The sequence below is a fragment of the Microbacterium sp. PAMC21962 genome (assembly GCF_019443465.1).
In the GTDB taxonomy this organism is placed as follows: Bacteria; Actinomycetota; Actinomycetes; order Actinomycetales; family Microbacteriaceae; genus Microbacterium; species Microbacterium hominis.
The window spans coordinates 1531987-1549376 of the sequence record NZ_CP080381.1; the positions used below are offsets into that span (position 1 = coordinate 1531987).

Genomic DNA, 17390 nt, shown 5'->3' on the forward strand with positions numbered 1-17390 from the left:
GGCACATCGGCGACCGGGTCGCACCGCTACGAGTCGATGCCGAGGTTCGCGTCGTCGCCCGTGACCGCACCGACCACCGGGATGCTGCCGGTGATCACCGGGATCGAGGTGGTCATCGTGGGGACCGAGGCCGACAGCAGTGTGCCGTCCTCACGCAGCGCCTCACCGATGTCGCTGATCGTGGGGCGGCCCGACAGCTCCGGCCCCTGGCCGCGCAACGGCACGACCACCGTGGCGCCCGGCTGCACGACGAGCGACTCGCCCCGCACCGAGAACGCGACGGGCTCGCCGGCACCGGCATCCACGCGCAACTCGTCGGCGGTGATCTCGACCTTCAGGCTCGTCCCCTGCCACTGGAGGGAGAACGAGAGCGACAGCCAGTCCTTCGGCAGACGCGGGTCGAAGCTCAACTCACCGTAGTGGTCGCGCATGCCGCCGAAGCCGGCGACGAGCGCGGTCCACACCCCGCCGGCCGACGCGACGTGCACGCCGTCCGCGGCGTTGTGATGCAGGTCGCCGAGGTCGACGAAGATCGACTGCGAGAAGTACTCGCGCGCGAGGTCCTGGTAGCCGACCTCCGCGGCGAGGATCGCCTGGACCACCGCGGACAGCGTCGAGTCGCCCGTGGTCAGCGGGTCGTAGTACTCGAAGTCGGCGAGCTTCTCCTCGTCGGTGAAGTGGTTGCCCTGCAGATACAGCGCCAGCACGACATCCGCCTGCTTCAGCACCTGGTAGCGGTAGATCACGAGCGGATGGAAGTGCAGCAGCAGCGGACGCTGCTCGCGCGGCGTGTTCTCGAGATCCCACACTTCGCGCTCGAGGAACACCTCATCCTGCGGGTGGATGCCGAGGCCCTCGCTGTACGGGATGTGCATGGCCTCGGCCGCGGCATCCCACGCGTCGGCCTCCGCCGGGTCGAAGGAGAGCCGCTCGACCATCTGCGCGTAGTGCTCGGGAGCGTCCTCTGCCATCTCGCGCACCGCACGCGCCGCGAAGCGCAGATTGAAGCGCGCCATCACGTTCGTGAACAGGTTGTCGTTGACGACCGTCGTGTACTCGTCCGGGCCGGTCACTCCGTGGATGTGGAACACCTCGGGCTGGCCGTCCTCGGTGAAGCGCCAGAAGCCGAGCGTCGCCCACAGCCGTGCCGTCTCGACGGCGATGTCGACGCCCTCGCGGTAGAGGAACTCGTCGTCGCCGGTGGCGCGCACGTACTTGGCGAGCGCGAAACTGACGTCCGCGTTGATGTGGTACTGCGCGGTGCCGGCGGCGTAGTAGGCCGACGCCTCCTCGCCGCTGATCGTGCGCCACGGGAACAGGGCCCCCGCCTCGTTGAGCTGCGCCGCACGACGCCGGGCCGCCGGCAGCATGAGGTAGCGCATCCGCAGGGCGTTGCGCGCCCAGATCGGGGTCGTGTACATGAGGAACGGGAGCACGTAGATCTCGGTGTCCCAGAAATAGTGGCCGCTGTAGCCCGAGCCCGACACGCCCTTCGCGGGGACGCCCTGACCGTCGGCGCGCGCCGCGGCCTGCGCGAGCTGGAAGAGGCACCAGCGCGTCGCCTGCTGCAGGTCGTCGTGGCCGCCGATGACGACGTCGGAACGGTCCCAGAAGGCCGACATCCACTCGCGCTGACGCTCGAACTGGCGCTCGATGCCCTCGGCCGCCACGCGGTCCAGCGCGCGGCGTCCGCGGTCGACCAGCTCGCGAGCGGGCACCCCGCGCGACGTGTGATAGCTGACGAGCTTGGTGACCGTCACGGACACCCCGGCCTTCGCCTGCACCCGGTAGACGTTCTTGGCGATGTCGGGCTCGATGAGCGTGCGCGACGAGTACTCGTTGTCCGTCTCGATCACGTGGTCGGCGACCACCGACATCGTCATCCCCGACGCGGTCACGCGGTAGGCGAGCGCGGCGCGGTCGCCCTCCTGCCAGTACTCCTCGGGCTGGAGCACGCGGTCCTCGATCTTCTCCGCCTTGCGCGGATCGAATCCCTTCGCGGTGCCGCCGCCGGGAGCCGAGCCCCCGTACACGTCCTCGCCGTCCTGACGGTTGATGATCTGGCAGCTCACCGTGATCGGGGCGTCGCTGTTGAGCACCGTGACCGTGACACGCATCACGGCGAGGTGGCGCTCTTCGAACGAGACCATGCGCTCGAAATCGATGACGACGTCCTTGCCGCTGGGGGTCATCCAGCGCACGTGGCGCGTGAGGAGCCCGTTGCGCATGTCGAGGGCGCGCTCGTACTCGCGGATGTCGGCGACGTCGAACGACAGGGGCTCGTCGTCGACGTAGACGCGCATGACCTTGGCATCCGGCGCATTGATGATCGTCTGGCCGACCTCGGCGAAGCCGTAGGCCTGCTCCGCGTGGCGGATCGGGAAGATCTCGTGGAACCCGTTGATGAATGTGCCGTGCTCGTGGGCATGGCGGCCCTCGGGCTGGTTGCCTCGCAGGCCCAGGTAGCCGTTGCCGAGCGCGAACAGCGTCTCGGTGACGCCGACGTCGTCGAGCGAGAAGCGCTTCTCCACCAGACGCCACGGGTCGATCGGGAAACGGTCGCGATCCATCCTGTCCATCCTTCCGTCGGACTGGTCGGTCATCAGGCGACGAACGCCGCGAGGTCGTCGACGACGAGCGTCGCGCCGAGGTCGAGCAGCGCCTGGGCACCCGCGCCGCGGTCGACGCCGACCACGAGCCCGAACCCGGCCGCCACGGCGGAGGCGACGCCCGAATGCGCGTCTTCGACGGCGGCGCTGCGCGCCGGGTCGACGCCGAGCATGCGGGCCCCGGCGGCGAACATGTCGGGCGCGGGCTTGGAGCGCAGCCCCTCGCGCGCCGAGACCACTCCGTCGACGATGACGGGGAAGAAGTCGCGGATGCCGGCCGCGGCCAGCACCTCCTCGGCGTTCTTGGAGCTCGAGACGACGCCGATCGGCGTCCCCGCTGCGCGGAGCTGTTCGAGGAGCGCCAGAGAGCCCGGGTAGGGCGCGATGCCGTCGGCGCGCAGGACGCGCGCGAACACCTCGTTCTTGCGGTTGCCGATGCCGCAGACGGTGTCCGCGGAGGGATCGTCGTCCGGATCGCCCCAGGGCACCTCGACGTCGCGCGAGCGCAGGAGGCTCGCGACGCCGTCGTAGCGCTGCTTTCCGTCGAGGTACCGGAAGTAGTCCTCTTCCGTGTACGCGGGCTCGATGCCCCACGCGGAGAACAGTTCGGTGAACATCGATTCCCACGCGTGCATGTGCACCTCGGCGGTCGGGGTCAGCACGCCGTCGAGGTCGAAGAGCACGCCGTCGAGAGCGCTGAGGTCGGGAAGGTCGGCTGTCACGGATTCAGCGTAGTGGGCAGGTGCGGACGTCGCGTATCGGTGAGCCGCGTCGCGGCGGATCGGTGTGTCAGTCGGCCACGACCGCGAGCGTCTGACGGGCGATCTCGAGCTCCTCGTTGGTCGGCACGACGAGCACCGTGACGCTCGAGTCGTCGGTCGAGATCGTGCGGATGCCGCGTTCGCGGGCCTCGTTGCGCTCCGCGTCGACACGGATGCCGAGGAATCCCAGCGTCGCCAGGGCCTCCGCACGCACGAGCGGCGAGTTCTCCCCCACCCCGGCCGTGAACGAGATCACATCCACCCCGCCGAGCTGCGCGATGTAGGCGCCGATGTACGCCCGCAGCCGGTGGATGTAGACGTCGAAGGCGAGCATGGCCGCACCGGCGCCCTCCTCGCGGCGGTCCTCGATGTCACGCATGTCGGAGACACCGGCGAGACCGACCATGCCGCTGCGCTTGTTGAGGAAGTCGTCGAGGTCTCCGGGGCTCATCTCCTCACGGCGGGCGAGCACGAGCAGCACGGAGGGATCGAGGTCGCCGGAGCGCGTCCCCATCACGAGCCCCTCCAGCGGCGTCAGCCCCATCGAGGTGTCGACGGAGTGCCCGCCGTCGATCGCGGTGATCGAGGCGCCGTTTCCCAGGTGCAGCACGAGCTGCTTGAGCTCGCGCAGCGGCCGTCCCACATAGTCGGCGGCGGCCTCGCTGACGAACTTGTGGCTGGTGCCGTGGAAGCCGTAACGGCGGATGCGGTGCTTGCGCGCGATCGTCTGGTCGATCGCGTAGGTGTAGGCAGCCGGGGGCAGCGTCTGATGGAACGCGGTGTCGAAGACCGCGACGTGCGGCAGGACGGGGAACGCCGCGCGTGCCGCGCGGATCCCCTGCAGCGCTCCGGGGTTGTGCAGCGGCGCGAGCACCGAGAGCTCGTCGATGTTGATCTCGACGAGGTCGTCGATGAGCGTCGGACGGAAGAAGCGCGCGCCGCCCTGGACGACGCGGTGGCCCACGGCCGACGGCGGGGTCTCGACGAGCGACGGGCCGTACTCCTCGAACGCATCGAGCATCACGCGGAAGCCTGCGGTGTGGTCGGGGATGGGCAGCTCGCGCGTGTGGTCGGCATCCCCCGTCTTGTGCCGGGCCGACCCGATCTCCTGTCCGATGCGCTCGACGAGTCCCGATGCGAGCGCCGTCTGCGACTCGACGTCGACGAGCTGGTACTTGAACGACGAGGAGCCGCTGTTGATGACGAGGACGACGGTCATGCGTTGTTTCCCTGCTGCTGGTTCTGCGCCTGGATCGCGGTGATCGCGATCGTGTTGACGATGTCTTCGACCAGCGCACCGCGCGACAGGTCGTTGATCGGCTTGTTGAGCCCCTGGAGAACAGGGCCCATGGCGACCGCGCCCGCCGAGCGCTGCACGGCCTTATAGGTGTTGTTGCCCGTGTTGAGGTCGGGGAACACGAACACGGTGGCCCGTCCGGCGACAGCGGAATCGGGCATCTTCGCCTTGGCGACGGCGGCGTCGGCGGCCGCGTCGTACTGGATCGGACCCTCGACCAGCAGCTCCGGTGCGCGCTCGCGCACGAAGGCCGTGGCCTCGCGGACCTTGTCGACGTCCTCACCCGAACCCGACTCGCCGGTCGAGTAGGAGAGCATCGCGATACGCGGGTCGATGCCGAACTGGCGAGCGGTCGCGGCCGACGAGATCGCGATGTCGGACAGCTGCGTCGCCGTCGGATCGGGGATGACCGCGCAGTCGCCGTAGACGAGCACCCGGTCGGCGAGCGCCATGAGGAACACGCTCGAGACGACCGAGACGCCGGGCCGGGTCTTGATGATCTCGAAGGCGGGACGGATCGTGTGCGCCGTGGTGTGCGCGGCGCCCGAGACCATGCCGTCGGCCAGGCCGAGGTGCACCATCATCGTGCCGAAGTACGAGACGTCGGTGATGGTGTCGGCCGCCTTCTCGTACGTGATGCCCTTGTGCTTGCGCAGCTCCGCGTACTCCTCGGCGAAGCGGTGCACGATCTGGGGGTCGAAGGGGCTGAGCACCTGTGCGGCGCCGAGGTCGAGACCGAGCTCGACGGCCCGGCCGCGCACCTCGGCCTCGTCGCCGAGGATCGTGAGGTCGGCGATGCCGCGGGCGAGCACCGTCGCCGCAGCCTTGAGCACGCGGTCGTCGCCGCCCTCGGGCAGCACGATGCGCTTGCGTCCCGTGCGGGCGCGCTCCAGCAGCTGGTACTCGAACATGAGCGGCGTGACCACGGTGGAGTGGGCGAGGCCCAGCGCGCGCGTGAACTCGTCGGTGTCGACGTGCTGCTCGAACAGGGCCAGGGCGGTGTCGAACCGGCGCTGCGAGCCGGCCGCGAGACGACCCCGGGTGCCCATGACCCGCACCGCGGTGTCGTACGTGTCGAGGTCGGTCTGGATGATCGGCAGCGGCGAGTCGAGGCCGACCATGAGGTCCTGCACCGCGGGCGGCAGCGGGAACGGGCCGTTGAGGATGATGCCCGCGATCGACGGGAACGTCCCCGAGGAGTTGGCCAGCAGCAGGCCCAGCAGCACCTCGGTGCGGTCGGCGGGGACGATGACGATGGCGCCCTCGGTGAGTCGCGGAAGGATGTTGTTGAGCGACATGCCGGCGACGACGACGTCGAGCACCTCGCGCACGAGCAGGGCCTCGTCGCCGCGCAGCAGCGTGCCGCCGAGGGTCAGCATGATGTCGCGCACGGCGGGAGCGACGAGGAACACGTCCTCGGGGATGGACCACACGGCCACGTCGGCCTCGCGACTGCCGTCGACGGCCGGGACGTCGCGCACGACCTCGCCGATCGCCGCGTTGATCTCGTCCAGGTGATCGGGGTCGGCGCGGTTGGTGATCACGGCGAACAGCTCGGCGCGCTGGTGCGTGATGTCGGTGAGCGCGAGCGCGGTGAGCTGCGCCAGCTGCTGCGGCGTGCGCGCCTCGCTGACCCCGAGACGGTCGCCTTCGTGACCGCGCCCGTTGAGCACGACGAGCACCGGCGCGCCGAGGTTCGCGGCGATGCGCGCGTTGTAGCCGAGCTCGCTCGTGGAGCCGACGTCGGTGAAGTCGCTGCCGACGACGACGACCGCGTCGCACTTCGCCTCGACGGCCTTGAACCGCTCGACGATGCGCGAGAGCGCGGCATCCGGGTCGTTGCGCACGTCGTCGTAGGTGACGCCGACCGCCTCCTCGTAGTCGAGGTCGACGCCGATGTGGTCGAGCAGCATCTCGAGCACGTAGTCGCGCTCGTCGATGGAGCGCGCGATGGCGCGGAACACCCCGACCCGCGGAGTGGAACGGCTCAGCGCGTCCAGCACTCCGAGAACGATCGTGGATTTTCCGGACAGGCCCTCGGTGGAGGTGATGTAGATGCTCTGCGCCACGGGTTCCAGCCTAGGCGGGGCCCCCGCGGGGCCGTGAGGGATCTGCCGGAGAAAACCTTCCGGCGGGACGGAAGCACGGCGCGGTCCGTACCCCGTCGGGCAAAAGAAAGACTCTCCGCGAACCCGGCAGAGCCCGGTTACCCTTGCTACGTTTCCGTCCTGGGGGAGTTGGCCTGGATGCCGTCTCGCGGAGAGCTACATGCGAGTTTACCCGACGTCGCGCCCGCGGCTCGCCAGCCGGGTTAGCATCGAGCAAGCACCGCCGCTGAGACAGGGAGACGCATGCCCGACCACCCGCTCACCGCCGCCACGTTCGCCCGGGCCGCCGAGGCGGTCGAGACCTCCGTCACGCGCGTGATCGACGGCAAGCCGGATGCCGTGCGCGCCGCGCTGGTCTGTCTGCTGGCCGAGGGCCACCTCCTCATCGAGGACGTGCCGGGGGTGGGCAAGACCATGCTGGCCCGCGCGCTGGCCTCCTCGATCGACGCGAGCGTGCGCCGCATCCAGTTCACCCCCGACCTTCTGCCGGGTGATGTGACCGGGGTCAGCGTCTACAACCCGGTGGACCGCGAGTTCGAGTTCAAGCCGGGGGCGATCTTCGCGCAGATCGTCATCGCCGACGAGATCAACCGCGCCTCCCCCAAGACCCAGTCCGCTCTCCTGGAGGCGATGGAGGAGCGTCAGGTGACCGTCGACGGCACCAGCCACCGGCTGGCCGATCCGTTCCTCGTCGTCGCCACGCAGAACCCCCTCGAGATGGAGGGCACCTACGCACTTCCGGAGGCGCAGCGCGACCGCTTCATGATGCGCATCTCCATGGGCTATCCGGATGCCGCGAGCGAAGCGCTCATGCTCCGCCAGCGCGAGACCGTCAACCCGCTCGACGGGGTGGCCCCCGTGCTCGGCGCCGCGGATGTGCGCGCCCTGATCGCGTGGGCACGCGGGGTGCACGTCTCCCCCGCCGTCGAGGAGTACACCGTGGGGCTCGCGCGCGCCACGCGCGAGCACCCGGATCTGCGGCTGGGCGCGAGTCCGCGCGCGACCCTGCAGCTGGTGCGCGCCGCCAAGGTGCGCGCCGCGCTCGACGGCCGCGAGTTCGTCATCCCCGACGACGTGGCCGCGCTCGTCGAACCGGTCTTCGCCCATCGCCTCATCGCCGCCCGCGGCACCGCGTCGGCGCGGGGGCGCTCGTCGGCCGACACCATCGCCGCCGTCCTGCGCGCGATCGTCGGGTCGGTGCGAGTGCCGCTGGCCACCCGCTGAGGCCGGTCGTGTCCGGCTGGCCTCTGACCGCGCGCGGCACCGGCGCGGTGCTGCTCGCGGCGGTGTGCGGGTTCCTCGCGCAGCGCTTCGGCATCGCCGAGCTCGCCTATGTCGGCGCGCTCCTCGCGATCGTCGTCGCCGTCAGCGCGGCGACGCTGTACCTGGTGCCCCGCTCGGCGCGCGTCTCCCGCTCGTTCTCACCCGACGTGGCGCCGGTCGGCACCGACGTCCGCGTGCGCCTCCGCGTGCGCACCCGATCCTCCCTCCCCTCCAGCGAGGGCCGTTGGCGCGACCGACTGCCGGACGGCATCGACGCGAGCCCCGACGCCACCGCCGCGGGGCCGGCCGGCGTGTTCCCGGCGACCGCCTCCGCCGTGGCCGGCACCGAGGGCGTCGAGCTCGTCTACTCGGCGCGAGCGATGCGCCGCGGCATCCGCACGGTCGGGCCCCTCTCCGTCGTCTCGACCGATCCCTTCGGCTTCACCCGCCGGCGGCGCTCGGTCGGTGACGGCTCTCCGCTCGTGATCGTGCCGGAGGTCGTGGAGCTCGGGCCGCTGAGCGATCTGCCCGGCGACGCCGGCGGCAGCACCCGCAGTGTCGTCGACCGTCTCGGGCAGGGGGCCGACAACCTCATCCCGCGCACCTACGCACCGGGCGACTCGATGCGCCGCATCCACTGGCGCGCCAGCGCCCACCGCGACGAGTTGATGGTGCGACAGGAGGAGCAGGAGACGACGCCCGAGGCCGTCGTCGTGCTCGACCGCGGCGCACCCCGCTGGCCCGTCGAGGCGGCGCGCGCCCCGGGAGGCGACCCGGGCTTCGAGATCGCCGTGTCGGCATGCCTGTCCGCGACGGCGCTGCTGGTGCGCGAGGGCTACCTCGTGACGGTGATCGACGCAGACGGCGCCGTGCTGGCCGATCCCATCGAGGGCGGCGACGGCGGCGGTGTCGAGCAGCTGGCCATCGCACTGGCGACCGTGACGGCACGACGCGACCTCCCCCTCGACGCCCTGGTGCGCCTGTTCACGGGTATCTCTGCCGGTCCCGTCGTGCTCGTCACCGGCGCGATCGACGACGCGGATGCCGCGGCGCTGGCTGCGCTGCCCCATCACAGCACGCTGCCGGTGCTTCTGACCGTGGCGGTCTCCGAGGCGGCGCGTGCTCGCGCCGTCGACACGGGGTGGCGGCTCGGCGTCATCGCTCCGGGCGCCGATCTCGCATCGGCGTGGTCGGATGCCGTCGCCGCGACCAGCACGCCAGGAGGCGGCCGTGCCGTCGCGTGAGGGCCGCCGGCGGCGGACGGCGCAAGGCGGAGAGCTGCGACTCTCCCTCGCTCTCTGGCTGGGACTGCTCGCCACCCTCGTGCCGCTCACGCGCGTCGTGCAGAGCGGCTCGTGGCTGTGGGGCGCGGCCGGCCTGCCGCTGGCGCTCCTGACGATCGGCTACGTGCTGCGCCGGCTGCGGGTCGCGGCGACCGTGGTGACGCTCATCGAGCTCGCGGTGTGGGCCGGCGCCGTCACGGCCGTCTTCTTCCCCCGCGATGCGCTCCTCGGCGTCATCCCGACGGGGACGCTCGTCGAGGCGGTGCCGCGCATGATCGCCGCGGCATCCACGTCGATCGCCGACGGCATCGCTCCGCTGACGGCGACGACCCCGTTGACCTTCGTGATCGTCGCCTCGCTCGGGCTGCTGACGATCGCGCTCGACCATGTCGTCGTGACGGCGCGGATGCCGCTGCTGGCGAGCGTCGCGCTGGTCGCCGTGTGGCTGATCCCCGCGATCGCCGTGCCCGCGGGCGTCGACGTCGTCGCCTTCGTGCTGCTGGCCGTCGCGGTGCTCCTGTTGATCCGGGCGGAGACGCGCACCCGCGAGTCGCGGGCGCCGCGTCGGGCGGGAGGCGTCTCCGCCGTCGCGGTGACCATCGGCGCGGTGGCGATCGTGACGGCTCTCGCGCTCGGGCCGACGATCCAGGCGGCCACGCCGGCGGCGGGCCCCGGCACGGCCACCATGATCGACCCCTCGTTGGATCTCGGCGCCGACCTGCGCCGCCAGAGCGATGCGACCGTGCTCACGATGCGCAGTGACAGCTCCGTCGTGCCCTACCTCCGCGTCGCGACGCTCTCCGTCTTCGACGGCGCCGTCTGGCAGCCCGATCGCACGAGCACGGTCGATCTCGGCGGCGAGCCGCTGGAGGGTCTCGAGGTCGGCCCCGACATCGCCGTCGCGCAGGAGCGCACGACCATCACCGTCAAGAACCTGGCCACGGCCTACGCGCCCGTCCCCTACGCGGCGGCGCAGGTCGACGGCCTCGTCGGGTCGTGGCGGTTCGTGCCGTACAACCGCACGGTCATGGGCTCCCAGGGCGCGACGCAGGGGCAGGAGTACACCGTCCTCGCGGATGTCGCCCGCCCCACCCTCGAGCAGATCCGCGCGACCTCCGCCGGCGGCACCGGGTTGCGGATCGAGGTCGACTCGGTGCCCGCCGACACCCCGCCCATCATCGGCGCGCTCGCCCGCGAGGTCACGGCGTCGGCGACCACCGACTACGACAGACTCATCGCCCTGCAGGACTGGTTCCGCGGCCCCGCGTTCACCTACTCGCTCGACGCTCCCGTGCAGGAGGGCTTCGACGGCCAGGGATCGGATGCGGTCGCCGCGTTCCTCGAGGCCAAGACGGGCTACTGCGTGCATTTCGCGGGCGCGTTCGCGCTGATGGCGCGAAGCCTCGGCATGCCCACCCGCATCGTCGTGGGCTTCCTTCCGGGCGCGTTCACCGGTCAGGTCGTCGACGGCGAGCGCGTCGTGAACGTCACCGGCAGCCAGCTGCACGCGTGGCCCGAAGTGTACTTCCGCGGGATCGGCTGGGTGCCGTTCGAGCCGACGAAGAGCCTCGGCACGGCGACACGGTTCCAGAGCGCCGCGTCGAGCGGCACCGACGCGCCCACGAGCGCGCCGACCGCGTCGCCGACCGCCGCGGCCACGACGGCTCCCACCGACAGCGTGAACGGTCCGGCCGAGACCGCGCCCGCGGATGCCGCCGGTGCCGGGGCGGCCCTCATCGATCCCCGGCCGGTGCTCGGCGGCGTCGCCGCCGTGATCGTCCTGGCGATCCTGCCGGCCGCGGCCGGCGCCGCGCGGAGGATGCTCCTCCGGCGCCGCGCCAGTGTGGCCGCCGCCTGGCGGCTCGTGCAGGACACCGCGATCGACGCAGGCGTGCCCGTGTCGTCGTCCCAGACGCCGCGGGCCTTCGGCGCCATGCTCGTGGCGTCGGCCGACGCGCCGCCCGATGCCGTGTCCCGGCTGGTCTCCGCGGTGGAGCGCGCGAACTACGCCGCGGGAGCGGGGGCGGATGCCGGTGCGCGCGCCGTCGAGGACGCTCTCGGCATCCGCGCCGCGATGCTCGCCGCGATGACGCCCGCTCGGCGCGCGCGGGTGATCGCGCTGCCCCGCTCGCTGCTCATCCGGCCCGGGTCGGCCTTCGCCGACCGCGACGCCCCGGCCTGATCGGGACCGGGGCGTCGCGGGGCGAGAGCCGAGGGGTCAGCTCCGCGACAGTGCCGGGGCGCTCTCGGCGTCGTCCGCCGAGTCGTCCGCGAAGGGCTCCCCGTCGCGGGGCGCGTCGTACAGCGCGCGGTCGAGGATGCCTTCGCGCTTCGCGACGATCGTCGGAACGAGCGCCTGCCCGGCGACGTTCACCGCGGTGCGGCCCATGTCGAGGATGGGATCGATCGCGAGCAGCAGTCCGACGCCTTCCAGCGGCAGGCCGAGCGTGGACAGCGTGAGCGTCAGCATGACCGTCGCGCCCGTCGTCCCCGCCGTCGCGGCCGATCCGACCACCGACACCAGCGCGATGAGCAGGTACGACACGATGTTCAGCTCGATGCCGAAGAACTGCGCGACGAAGATCGCGGCGATGGCCGGGTAGATCGCGGCGCAGCCGTCCATCTTGGTCGTCGCGCCGAGCGGCACGGCGAACGACGCGTACTCGCGCGGCACGCCGAGGTTGCGCTCGGTCACCCGCTCGGTCAGCGGCAGCGTGCCGATCGACGACCGCGACACGAATCCGAGCTGGACGGCCGGCCACACGCCGGAGAAGTACTGCTTGATCGACAGCCCGTGGCTCTTGATGAGGATCGGGTACACGACGAACAGCACCAGCACCAGGCCGGCGTAGACGGCGACCACGAACCACACGAGCGTGAGCAGCTTGTCCGTGCCGTACTGCACCACCGCGGACGCGATGAGCCCGAGGGTGCCGAGGGGCGCGATGCGGATGATCCACCACAGCACGCGCTGGACGATCTTCAGCGACGACTGCGTGAACGCCACGAACGGTTCCGCGCGGGCGCCGATCTTCAGCGCCGCGATGCCGACGGCCACCGAGACCACGATCACCTGGAGGACGTTGAAGCCCACCGTCGACGTCACGGCGCCGGTGGCGGCATCCGCGGAGCTCGAGACGGTGAGACCGAGGACGTTCTGCGGGATCAGGCCCTTGAGGAAGTTCCACCAGGTGCCGACCGTGTACGGGTCGGCGGTGGTCAGCTGGTCGTGCGCGACGCGGTTGCCGGGCTGGATCGTGACGCCCAGGACGATGCCGATCGTCACCGCGATCAGCGCCGTGATGCCGAACCAGAGCAGCGTCTGCCCGGCCAGGCGTGCGGCGTTCGTGACGTTGCGCAACTGGGTGATGCTCGCGACGATGGCGAGGAAGATCAGCGGCACGACGGCCGCCTTCAGCAGCGTGACGTATCCGTTTCCGATGGTCGACAGCGTCGCCGTCAGTCCGTTCGGGCCTCCCGCGGCATCCGGACCCAGGTTCAGCGCGAGGACGCCGAGCAGGATGCCGGCGATCAGCGCGATCGTGATCTGGAAGCCGAACGACCGGTAGAACGGCTTCTTCGGCTTGGGCGGACGCGCGGCGGGCGCGGTGGTGCTGGTGGAACTCATGAGGGGGATATCTCCAGATTGACGGATGCCGGGTGGAGCGGCGGCCGCGGCGGCGACCACGGAGGATCACCCGACTCGTGAGGCCAACCTCGACCTCATCCACCGTATTCCCGGCTTCGTAGCCAGGTCGCGTCCGCGCGGGTGAACGGCCGGCCCTTCCGTCCCGGGAATGACGATGAGCCCCACCATGGAGAGGTGGGGCTCATCTCGGAGCGGAGGCCACGCAATGGCTTTCGAACCCGTCGTGGGAGACGAAGCGGCTGCTGGATTGGACAACAGACAGGTCACAGCGTTGATGAATCTGTCAGCGCGCGCAGACTCGCAGGTAGGCCCGCGCTCGGCGATGCAGCGATCGTAATGCGACGGCTTCGCCGCTTGGGTCGAGACTAGACGCCCCTCATCGGTAGGTGTGCCTCGAAGGGCGCGAAGAGCGCGTCGACCTCAGCGGGTCGAAGTTGCGCCCACTGTCCGAGGAACGCGTTTTGCACCGTCAACTCTGCGGTGAGATCGAGATCCTCCCCGATCTGCTGGTAAATGACGTGCCGGTCGTGGTTCGTGAGCGCGCGCTCCCTGACCACCCTCTTGACTCGATCCTGGTCGCTCACGGGAAGGTTGAGAGCTGCCGTTAGCTTGAGAGCAACGGAATCGAGATCTGCGAGCACCACATCAAAGACGTAAGCTTCCGGATCCGTCACTCCAGGCAGCGCGTAGATCTGGGCCGCGGAGTCGACAAGTGCGCGTTGGTCGCCGTCAACGATCGCGACACTATCGAACGAACGGGTGGGGTCTGCATTGTGCACATCGTGCACCTTCACGGCCTGGCTCGCGCCACCCACGCCGTGCACAGCGACGGCGGCGAGGTCAGCACCGAAGTAGCGAAGCGCCGCCTTTACCATCAGTACTGCGAAGTCGTCTTCAACGAAGATCGCAATCTGCGACTCTACGCGTCCAGTGAGCGAGCGTAGAGCTTCGATGTTGAGCGCACCCTGAACAACCTCGTTGTCGAAGGCCGCCCACACAGCTTCCGGCGGTAGTGCTTCAATCGCCTCCGAAGAGTGCGTCGTGAAGATAACTTGGCAGGACTTGTCACGCGCGATCGCAAGTAGATAGTCCACCAGACGTCGCACCGCTACGGGGTGAAGGCCATTCTCTATCTCCTCGACGAGAATGAGACTGTTTTCGGGTGCCGCTTCGACCTTGCTCACAATTCGGATGATGCTGGCTTCACCCGCACCGAAGTGGAACTCTGTGTAACGGTTCTTTGTGGCACTGTCGACCGCCGCGAAGAGTGTCGCTCGGCTTGTGACATCAAGCTCCGAGTACCCGTCGATCGATTTCCCAAGGATCTTCTGTGCCGCAAACCTCACGCTATCCGGGAAATCGACCTCGCCAATCGCCTTGAAGCGGCTACCGCGCGCCAGGCGAAGGTCCGACCGCTCGGTTGCGGGCACCGTACGCGTCACCCCGAAGATGAGCACCTCACGCTCGAAGGGCGTGCGGTTCCACTTCGACGTGGGAAAATTGACGCTACGGCGGATCTCAGACGCCACGTCAACGGTCTTGTCAATAACGCCGTGCTCAATCGACCACTTGACCATGCTGCTGTCGTAGCGGCCGCTCTTTGCAAAGAATCGTCCAGGTTCAACGGAACGGTATGCCAATGAAGCCGCGCCTAGAATTGTGGTCTTGCCACCGCCATTAGGGCCGACTAGCGCCGTCACGGGGAAGTCGAATGACACTTCTTTGTTCTCGAAGCCCCGCACCTTTCGCAAGATCACACGTCTGAGGTACTTGCCATAACTCCCTCTAGCGACCTTCGCGGCAAGAGCGGCTCTGTCACTGGGGCTGATCTCCGACACATCGCCAGCGTACGGAAATTACGTGCGTAGCGAAAGCCGGCGTCGCGAACGACGCCCGATGACGCGGCTGCTGGCGCGAGTCCGGGGGCCGCGAAGCTGGCATGCAAGCCAAGCATCGAGTTCGGCGCGTCTCTTGCAGCGCCGCGACGAAGACGCGCTCAGCGCTGCCAGCCCAAACTCCGCGGCAAGGCACACGGCAATCGACCCATGCGGCTAGTCTCATCGAAGTATCGTTTGAGCGAAGACTCCCAGAGACGGATGAACTATCGCGTGGTCGCAGAGCTGAGGGTGTTGGGGAAGATCGGTGATGCAGTTGAGCTACGCAACGCCGCGGTTGCGGCAGCAGTTCCTCGACCCGAGCGACGGGGACTGGCCCTCACCCGAACACCTCCGCGACATGCGACAACAGGTCGCTGACATGACAGCGGCGGAATCGCTCCTTGAGGTTCCGCTCGGCGTGCCGCCGCTGGCTAGCGTTAACGCAGCCGGATTTAAGATCGTTGCTGGCACTAGTGTCGTTCTGCGCTGCCGAGTTGATCATCACTCGTTTCGGGTCACCGCCGGGGGAAAACCCGCGTGGTCACAGATCAATCGACTCATGATCAACGGTTGGGAGGAGGCATGAGTGTGACACTTCACGTTCGGGATGACGCACCGCGGTGGGCATCACCTCCCGGCGAAACGATTCGCCGCCTCCTCGAGACCAAGGGTCTCTCCACAGACGACCTCGCGGATGCGCTGGGCATCAGCGACCCCGAAGCGCGCCGACTCATACTTGGGGAGATAGCGCTGACGAACGAGCTGGCGGCAGGGCTCGCCAGCATGCTCGGCTCAACACCAGAGTTCTGGTGCCGCAGAGACGCTCAGTATCGGGAGTCTCTGAACTGGCTGAGGGTCGATGACCTTGTCCGCCGAGCCCCAATTGCAGAACTAAGGCATCGCGGCTGGCTTGCGGACGACCGTGGCAGCTGGCAGCACGAGGCAGCAACGCTGCTTGAGTATTTTGGCGTCGAAGACGCACAGCAATGGACTGACGTGTGGACGTCGAGACTTGCCGATGCGCACTACCGGACCTCCTCAAGCTTCGAATCGGACGAGCTAGCTGTCGCCGCATGGTTACGTCGCGCCGAGATGGAAGCCGCGCGACGCGACGTAGCGAGCTGGTCGCCTGCTCAGCTACGCGCCAGCATTCCGCAACTTAGGTCGCTGAGCAAGATCGGGGATCCTCAGAGATACCTGCCGCAGCTCAGCGATCTGCTAGCTCGCGTCGGTGTGGCGTTGGTAGTTGTCCAACCCACGAAAGAGTCTCGTGTCAGCGGCGCCGCCTTCCGTGTGAACGAGCACGCACGAGCCATCGCGCTCTCAGCCCGCTATCTGGCTGAGGACCACCTGTGGTTCACTCTGTTTCACGAGATCGGACATCTTCTGCTTCACGGTGCTGACGGCGAGTTCCTCGATGAGATTGACGTGACGGACGGTTCGGAGTCTGCGACCGAGAGGGAAGCAAATGAGTTTGCGCGTTCCGCGTTGCTTCCCGCTGGTGTCGACGAGCTTCGAAACCTACGCGCGAAGGGACCGACCGCCCGCGAAATCACCCGTTTCGCTGCAAGACATGGGGTCGCTCCCGGAGTAGTAGTCGGTCGTCTTCACTTCGATGGAGTAATCGATTTCAGGCAGCAGAACAAGCTGATTCGGCGTTACAGGTGGAGCGAACAGACTCTTACCCAGAAAACTTGACGTATTTGTCCGGCTGTTTTTGCCAGTTGCATATCGCATCTTCCAGCACATCGGGGCGAATGCCAGTCAAGTTGCCGAACTGAGCAAGCTCTGCTTGCAGTACTCGACCCGTGCCCTCAGTAGGGTCGCCGCGCAGCAGAAGCGCTGCCCCCCGGCGTGGACCCGTTGCGTTCACAACATATGAGTGGGGCGGCCGCAGCTCGACAAGCCCGAGCTTGCCTAACATCGTTAGATAGTCGAACCGAGCCGTGCGCCCAAACCTGATCACAGCATCAAGAGAACGGTAAGCTGAGTCAAAGCTCTCCTCAGGCGTGCCGCCGGTGAAGGATGCGAAACGTTCCGCATGATCCCCCCCGGCCGCCAAGACCCAGGTGACGTAACTTGCGATCGCGGCACCCGTCCCAGTGTCCTTCCACGCATCTAGACTCTCGTACTTACGGTGGTTTCCGAATCCATGACGTCCTCCGTCACGATGGAAATCTTCCTGGTGCTCGGCAAGCCACAACCGAAAGGCGAATGGGTCAGCGGCGGTGCGCGCCCAAGTCCACCAGCCTGATGGCCCCTCTCCGAACGCGCCATACACGTACCGGATGTAGCGCCACCCGGCATGCCGGTGCTTCCCAAAATGGACAAACAGGTAAACCAGCCAGACTGCTTCGTCAAGATCACCGGCCCGAGCATTGAGGATTGCTGCGCGAACGGGATCAAATCCCGGATCGCGTGGATCGCCCGACTTAGGATCCAGCGTCCTGCTCCGCAGACGGTCGGTGTACTGCACACGTTGTTCACTGTCAATCAGCTGCTCAATGAGTGCTTCTCGATGACCCGGCTGCGCAAGTCCCGGA

The 17390-nt window shown here is 68.6% G+C and carries 12 protein-coding genes and 1 other RNA gene; 5 read left to right on the forward strand and 8 right to left on the reverse strand.

Features of this window, described 5'->3' with window-relative positions; genetic code table 11:
- Window positions 1-26: 26 nt before the first annotated feature.
- From KY498_RS07440 to ffs, 5 genes are all read right to left on the reverse strand, one after another.
- Complete coding sequence (locus KY498_RS07440) at window positions 27-2570, reverse strand: glycoside hydrolase family 65 protein (protein ID WP_191008049.1); 2544 nt, start codon at window positions 2568-2570, stop codon at window positions 27-29.
- 32 nt (window positions 2571-2602) lie between these two features.
- Window positions 2603-3331 carry an HAD family phosphatase gene (locus KY498_RS07445; protein ID WP_191008048.1) on the reverse strand — a complete coding sequence of 243 codons (729 nt, stop codon included), beginning with the start codon at window positions 3329-3331 and terminating at the stop codon, window positions 2603-2605.
- Between the two features lie 67 nt (window positions 3332-3398).
- Window positions 3399-4589, reverse strand: a complete 1191-nt coding sequence (locus tag KY498_RS07450) for an acetate/propionate family kinase (protein ID WP_191008047.1) — start codon at window positions 4587-4589, stop codon at window positions 3399-3401.
- Window positions 4586-6736, reverse strand: coding sequence for a phosphate acetyltransferase (gene pta, locus KY498_RS07455; RefSeq protein WP_191008046.1), 2151 nt, complete (start codon window positions 6734-6736; stop codon window positions 4586-4588). The genes KY498_RS07450 and pta overlap by 4 nt, the downstream gene beginning before the upstream one ends.
- A 103-nt stretch (window positions 6737-6839) precedes the next feature.
- Window positions 6840-6936: signal recognition particle sRNA small type (gene ffs / locus KY498_RS07460), an RNA gene on the reverse strand.
- Window positions 6937-7018: 82 nt separating this feature from the next.
- On the opposite strand from ffs, the gene KY498_RS07465 reads away from it, so the two are divergent.
- Genes KY498_RS07465 through KY498_RS07475 form a run of 3 tightly spaced genes read left to right on the forward strand, consistent with a single transcriptional unit; the run spans window position 7019 to window position 11503 of the window.
- Entirely contained in the window at window positions 7019-7999 is a 981-nt protein-coding gene (locus KY498_RS07465; RefSeq protein WP_101305789.1) for a MoxR family ATPase, read from the forward strand.
- 8 nt (window positions 8000-8007) lie between these two features.
- A complete protein-coding gene (locus tag KY498_RS07470; RefSeq protein ID WP_223849510.1) occupies window positions 8008-9282 on the forward strand; it encodes a DUF58 domain-containing protein in 1275 nt (424 codons plus the stop codon).
- Entirely contained in the window at window positions 9269-11503 is a 2235-nt protein-coding gene (locus KY498_RS07475; RefSeq protein ID WP_191008045.1) for a DUF3488 and transglutaminase-like domain-containing protein, read from the forward strand. Before KY498_RS07470 ends, KY498_RS07475 begins: the two co-directional genes overlap by 14 nt.
- Window positions 11504-11539: 36 nt before the next feature.
- On the opposite strand, the gene KY498_RS07480 is transcribed toward KY498_RS07475, so the two are convergent.
- Both KY498_RS07480 and KY498_RS07485 read right to left on the reverse strand, forming a co-directional pair.
- The gene (locus KY498_RS07480) at window positions 11540-12949 is read right to left on the reverse strand and encodes a dicarboxylate/amino acid:cation symporter (RefSeq protein ID WP_082734188.1); all 1410 of its coding nucleotides are present in this window, start codon (window positions 12947-12949) and stop codon (window positions 11540-11542) included.
- A gap of 386 nt (window positions 12950-13335) precedes the next feature.
- Window positions 13336-14808 carry an ATP-dependent endonuclease gene (locus KY498_RS07485; protein WP_191008044.1) on the reverse strand — a complete coding sequence of 491 codons (1473 nt, stop codon included), beginning with the start codon at window positions 14806-14808 and terminating at the stop codon, window positions 13336-13338.
- Window positions 14809-15115: 307 nt separating this feature from the next.
- On the opposite strand from KY498_RS07485, the gene KY498_RS07490 reads away from it, so the two are divergent.
- Together KY498_RS07490 and KY498_RS07495 are read left to right on the forward strand one after the other, a co-directional pair.
- Complete coding sequence (locus KY498_RS07490; RefSeq protein WP_191008043.1) at window positions 15116-15433, forward strand: hypothetical protein; 318 nt, start codon at window positions 15116-15118, stop codon at window positions 15431-15433.
- The gene (locus tag KY498_RS07495) at window positions 15430-16545 is read left to right on the forward strand and encodes an ImmA/IrrE family metallo-endopeptidase (protein WP_191008042.1); all 1116 of its coding nucleotides are present in this window, start codon (window positions 15430-15432) and stop codon (window positions 16543-16545) included. The genes KY498_RS07490 and KY498_RS07495 overlap by 4 nt, the downstream gene beginning before the upstream one ends.
- Here KY498_RS07495 and KY498_RS07500 read toward each other — a convergent pair.
- Window positions 16529-17323 carry a hypothetical protein gene (locus KY498_RS07500; RefSeq protein ID WP_258186445.1) on the reverse strand — a complete coding sequence of 265 codons (795 nt, stop codon included), beginning with the start codon at window positions 17321-17323 and terminating at the stop codon, window positions 16529-16531. The genes KY498_RS07495 and KY498_RS07500 overlap by 17 nt on opposite strands.
- Window positions 17324-17390: the final 67 nt, after the last annotated feature.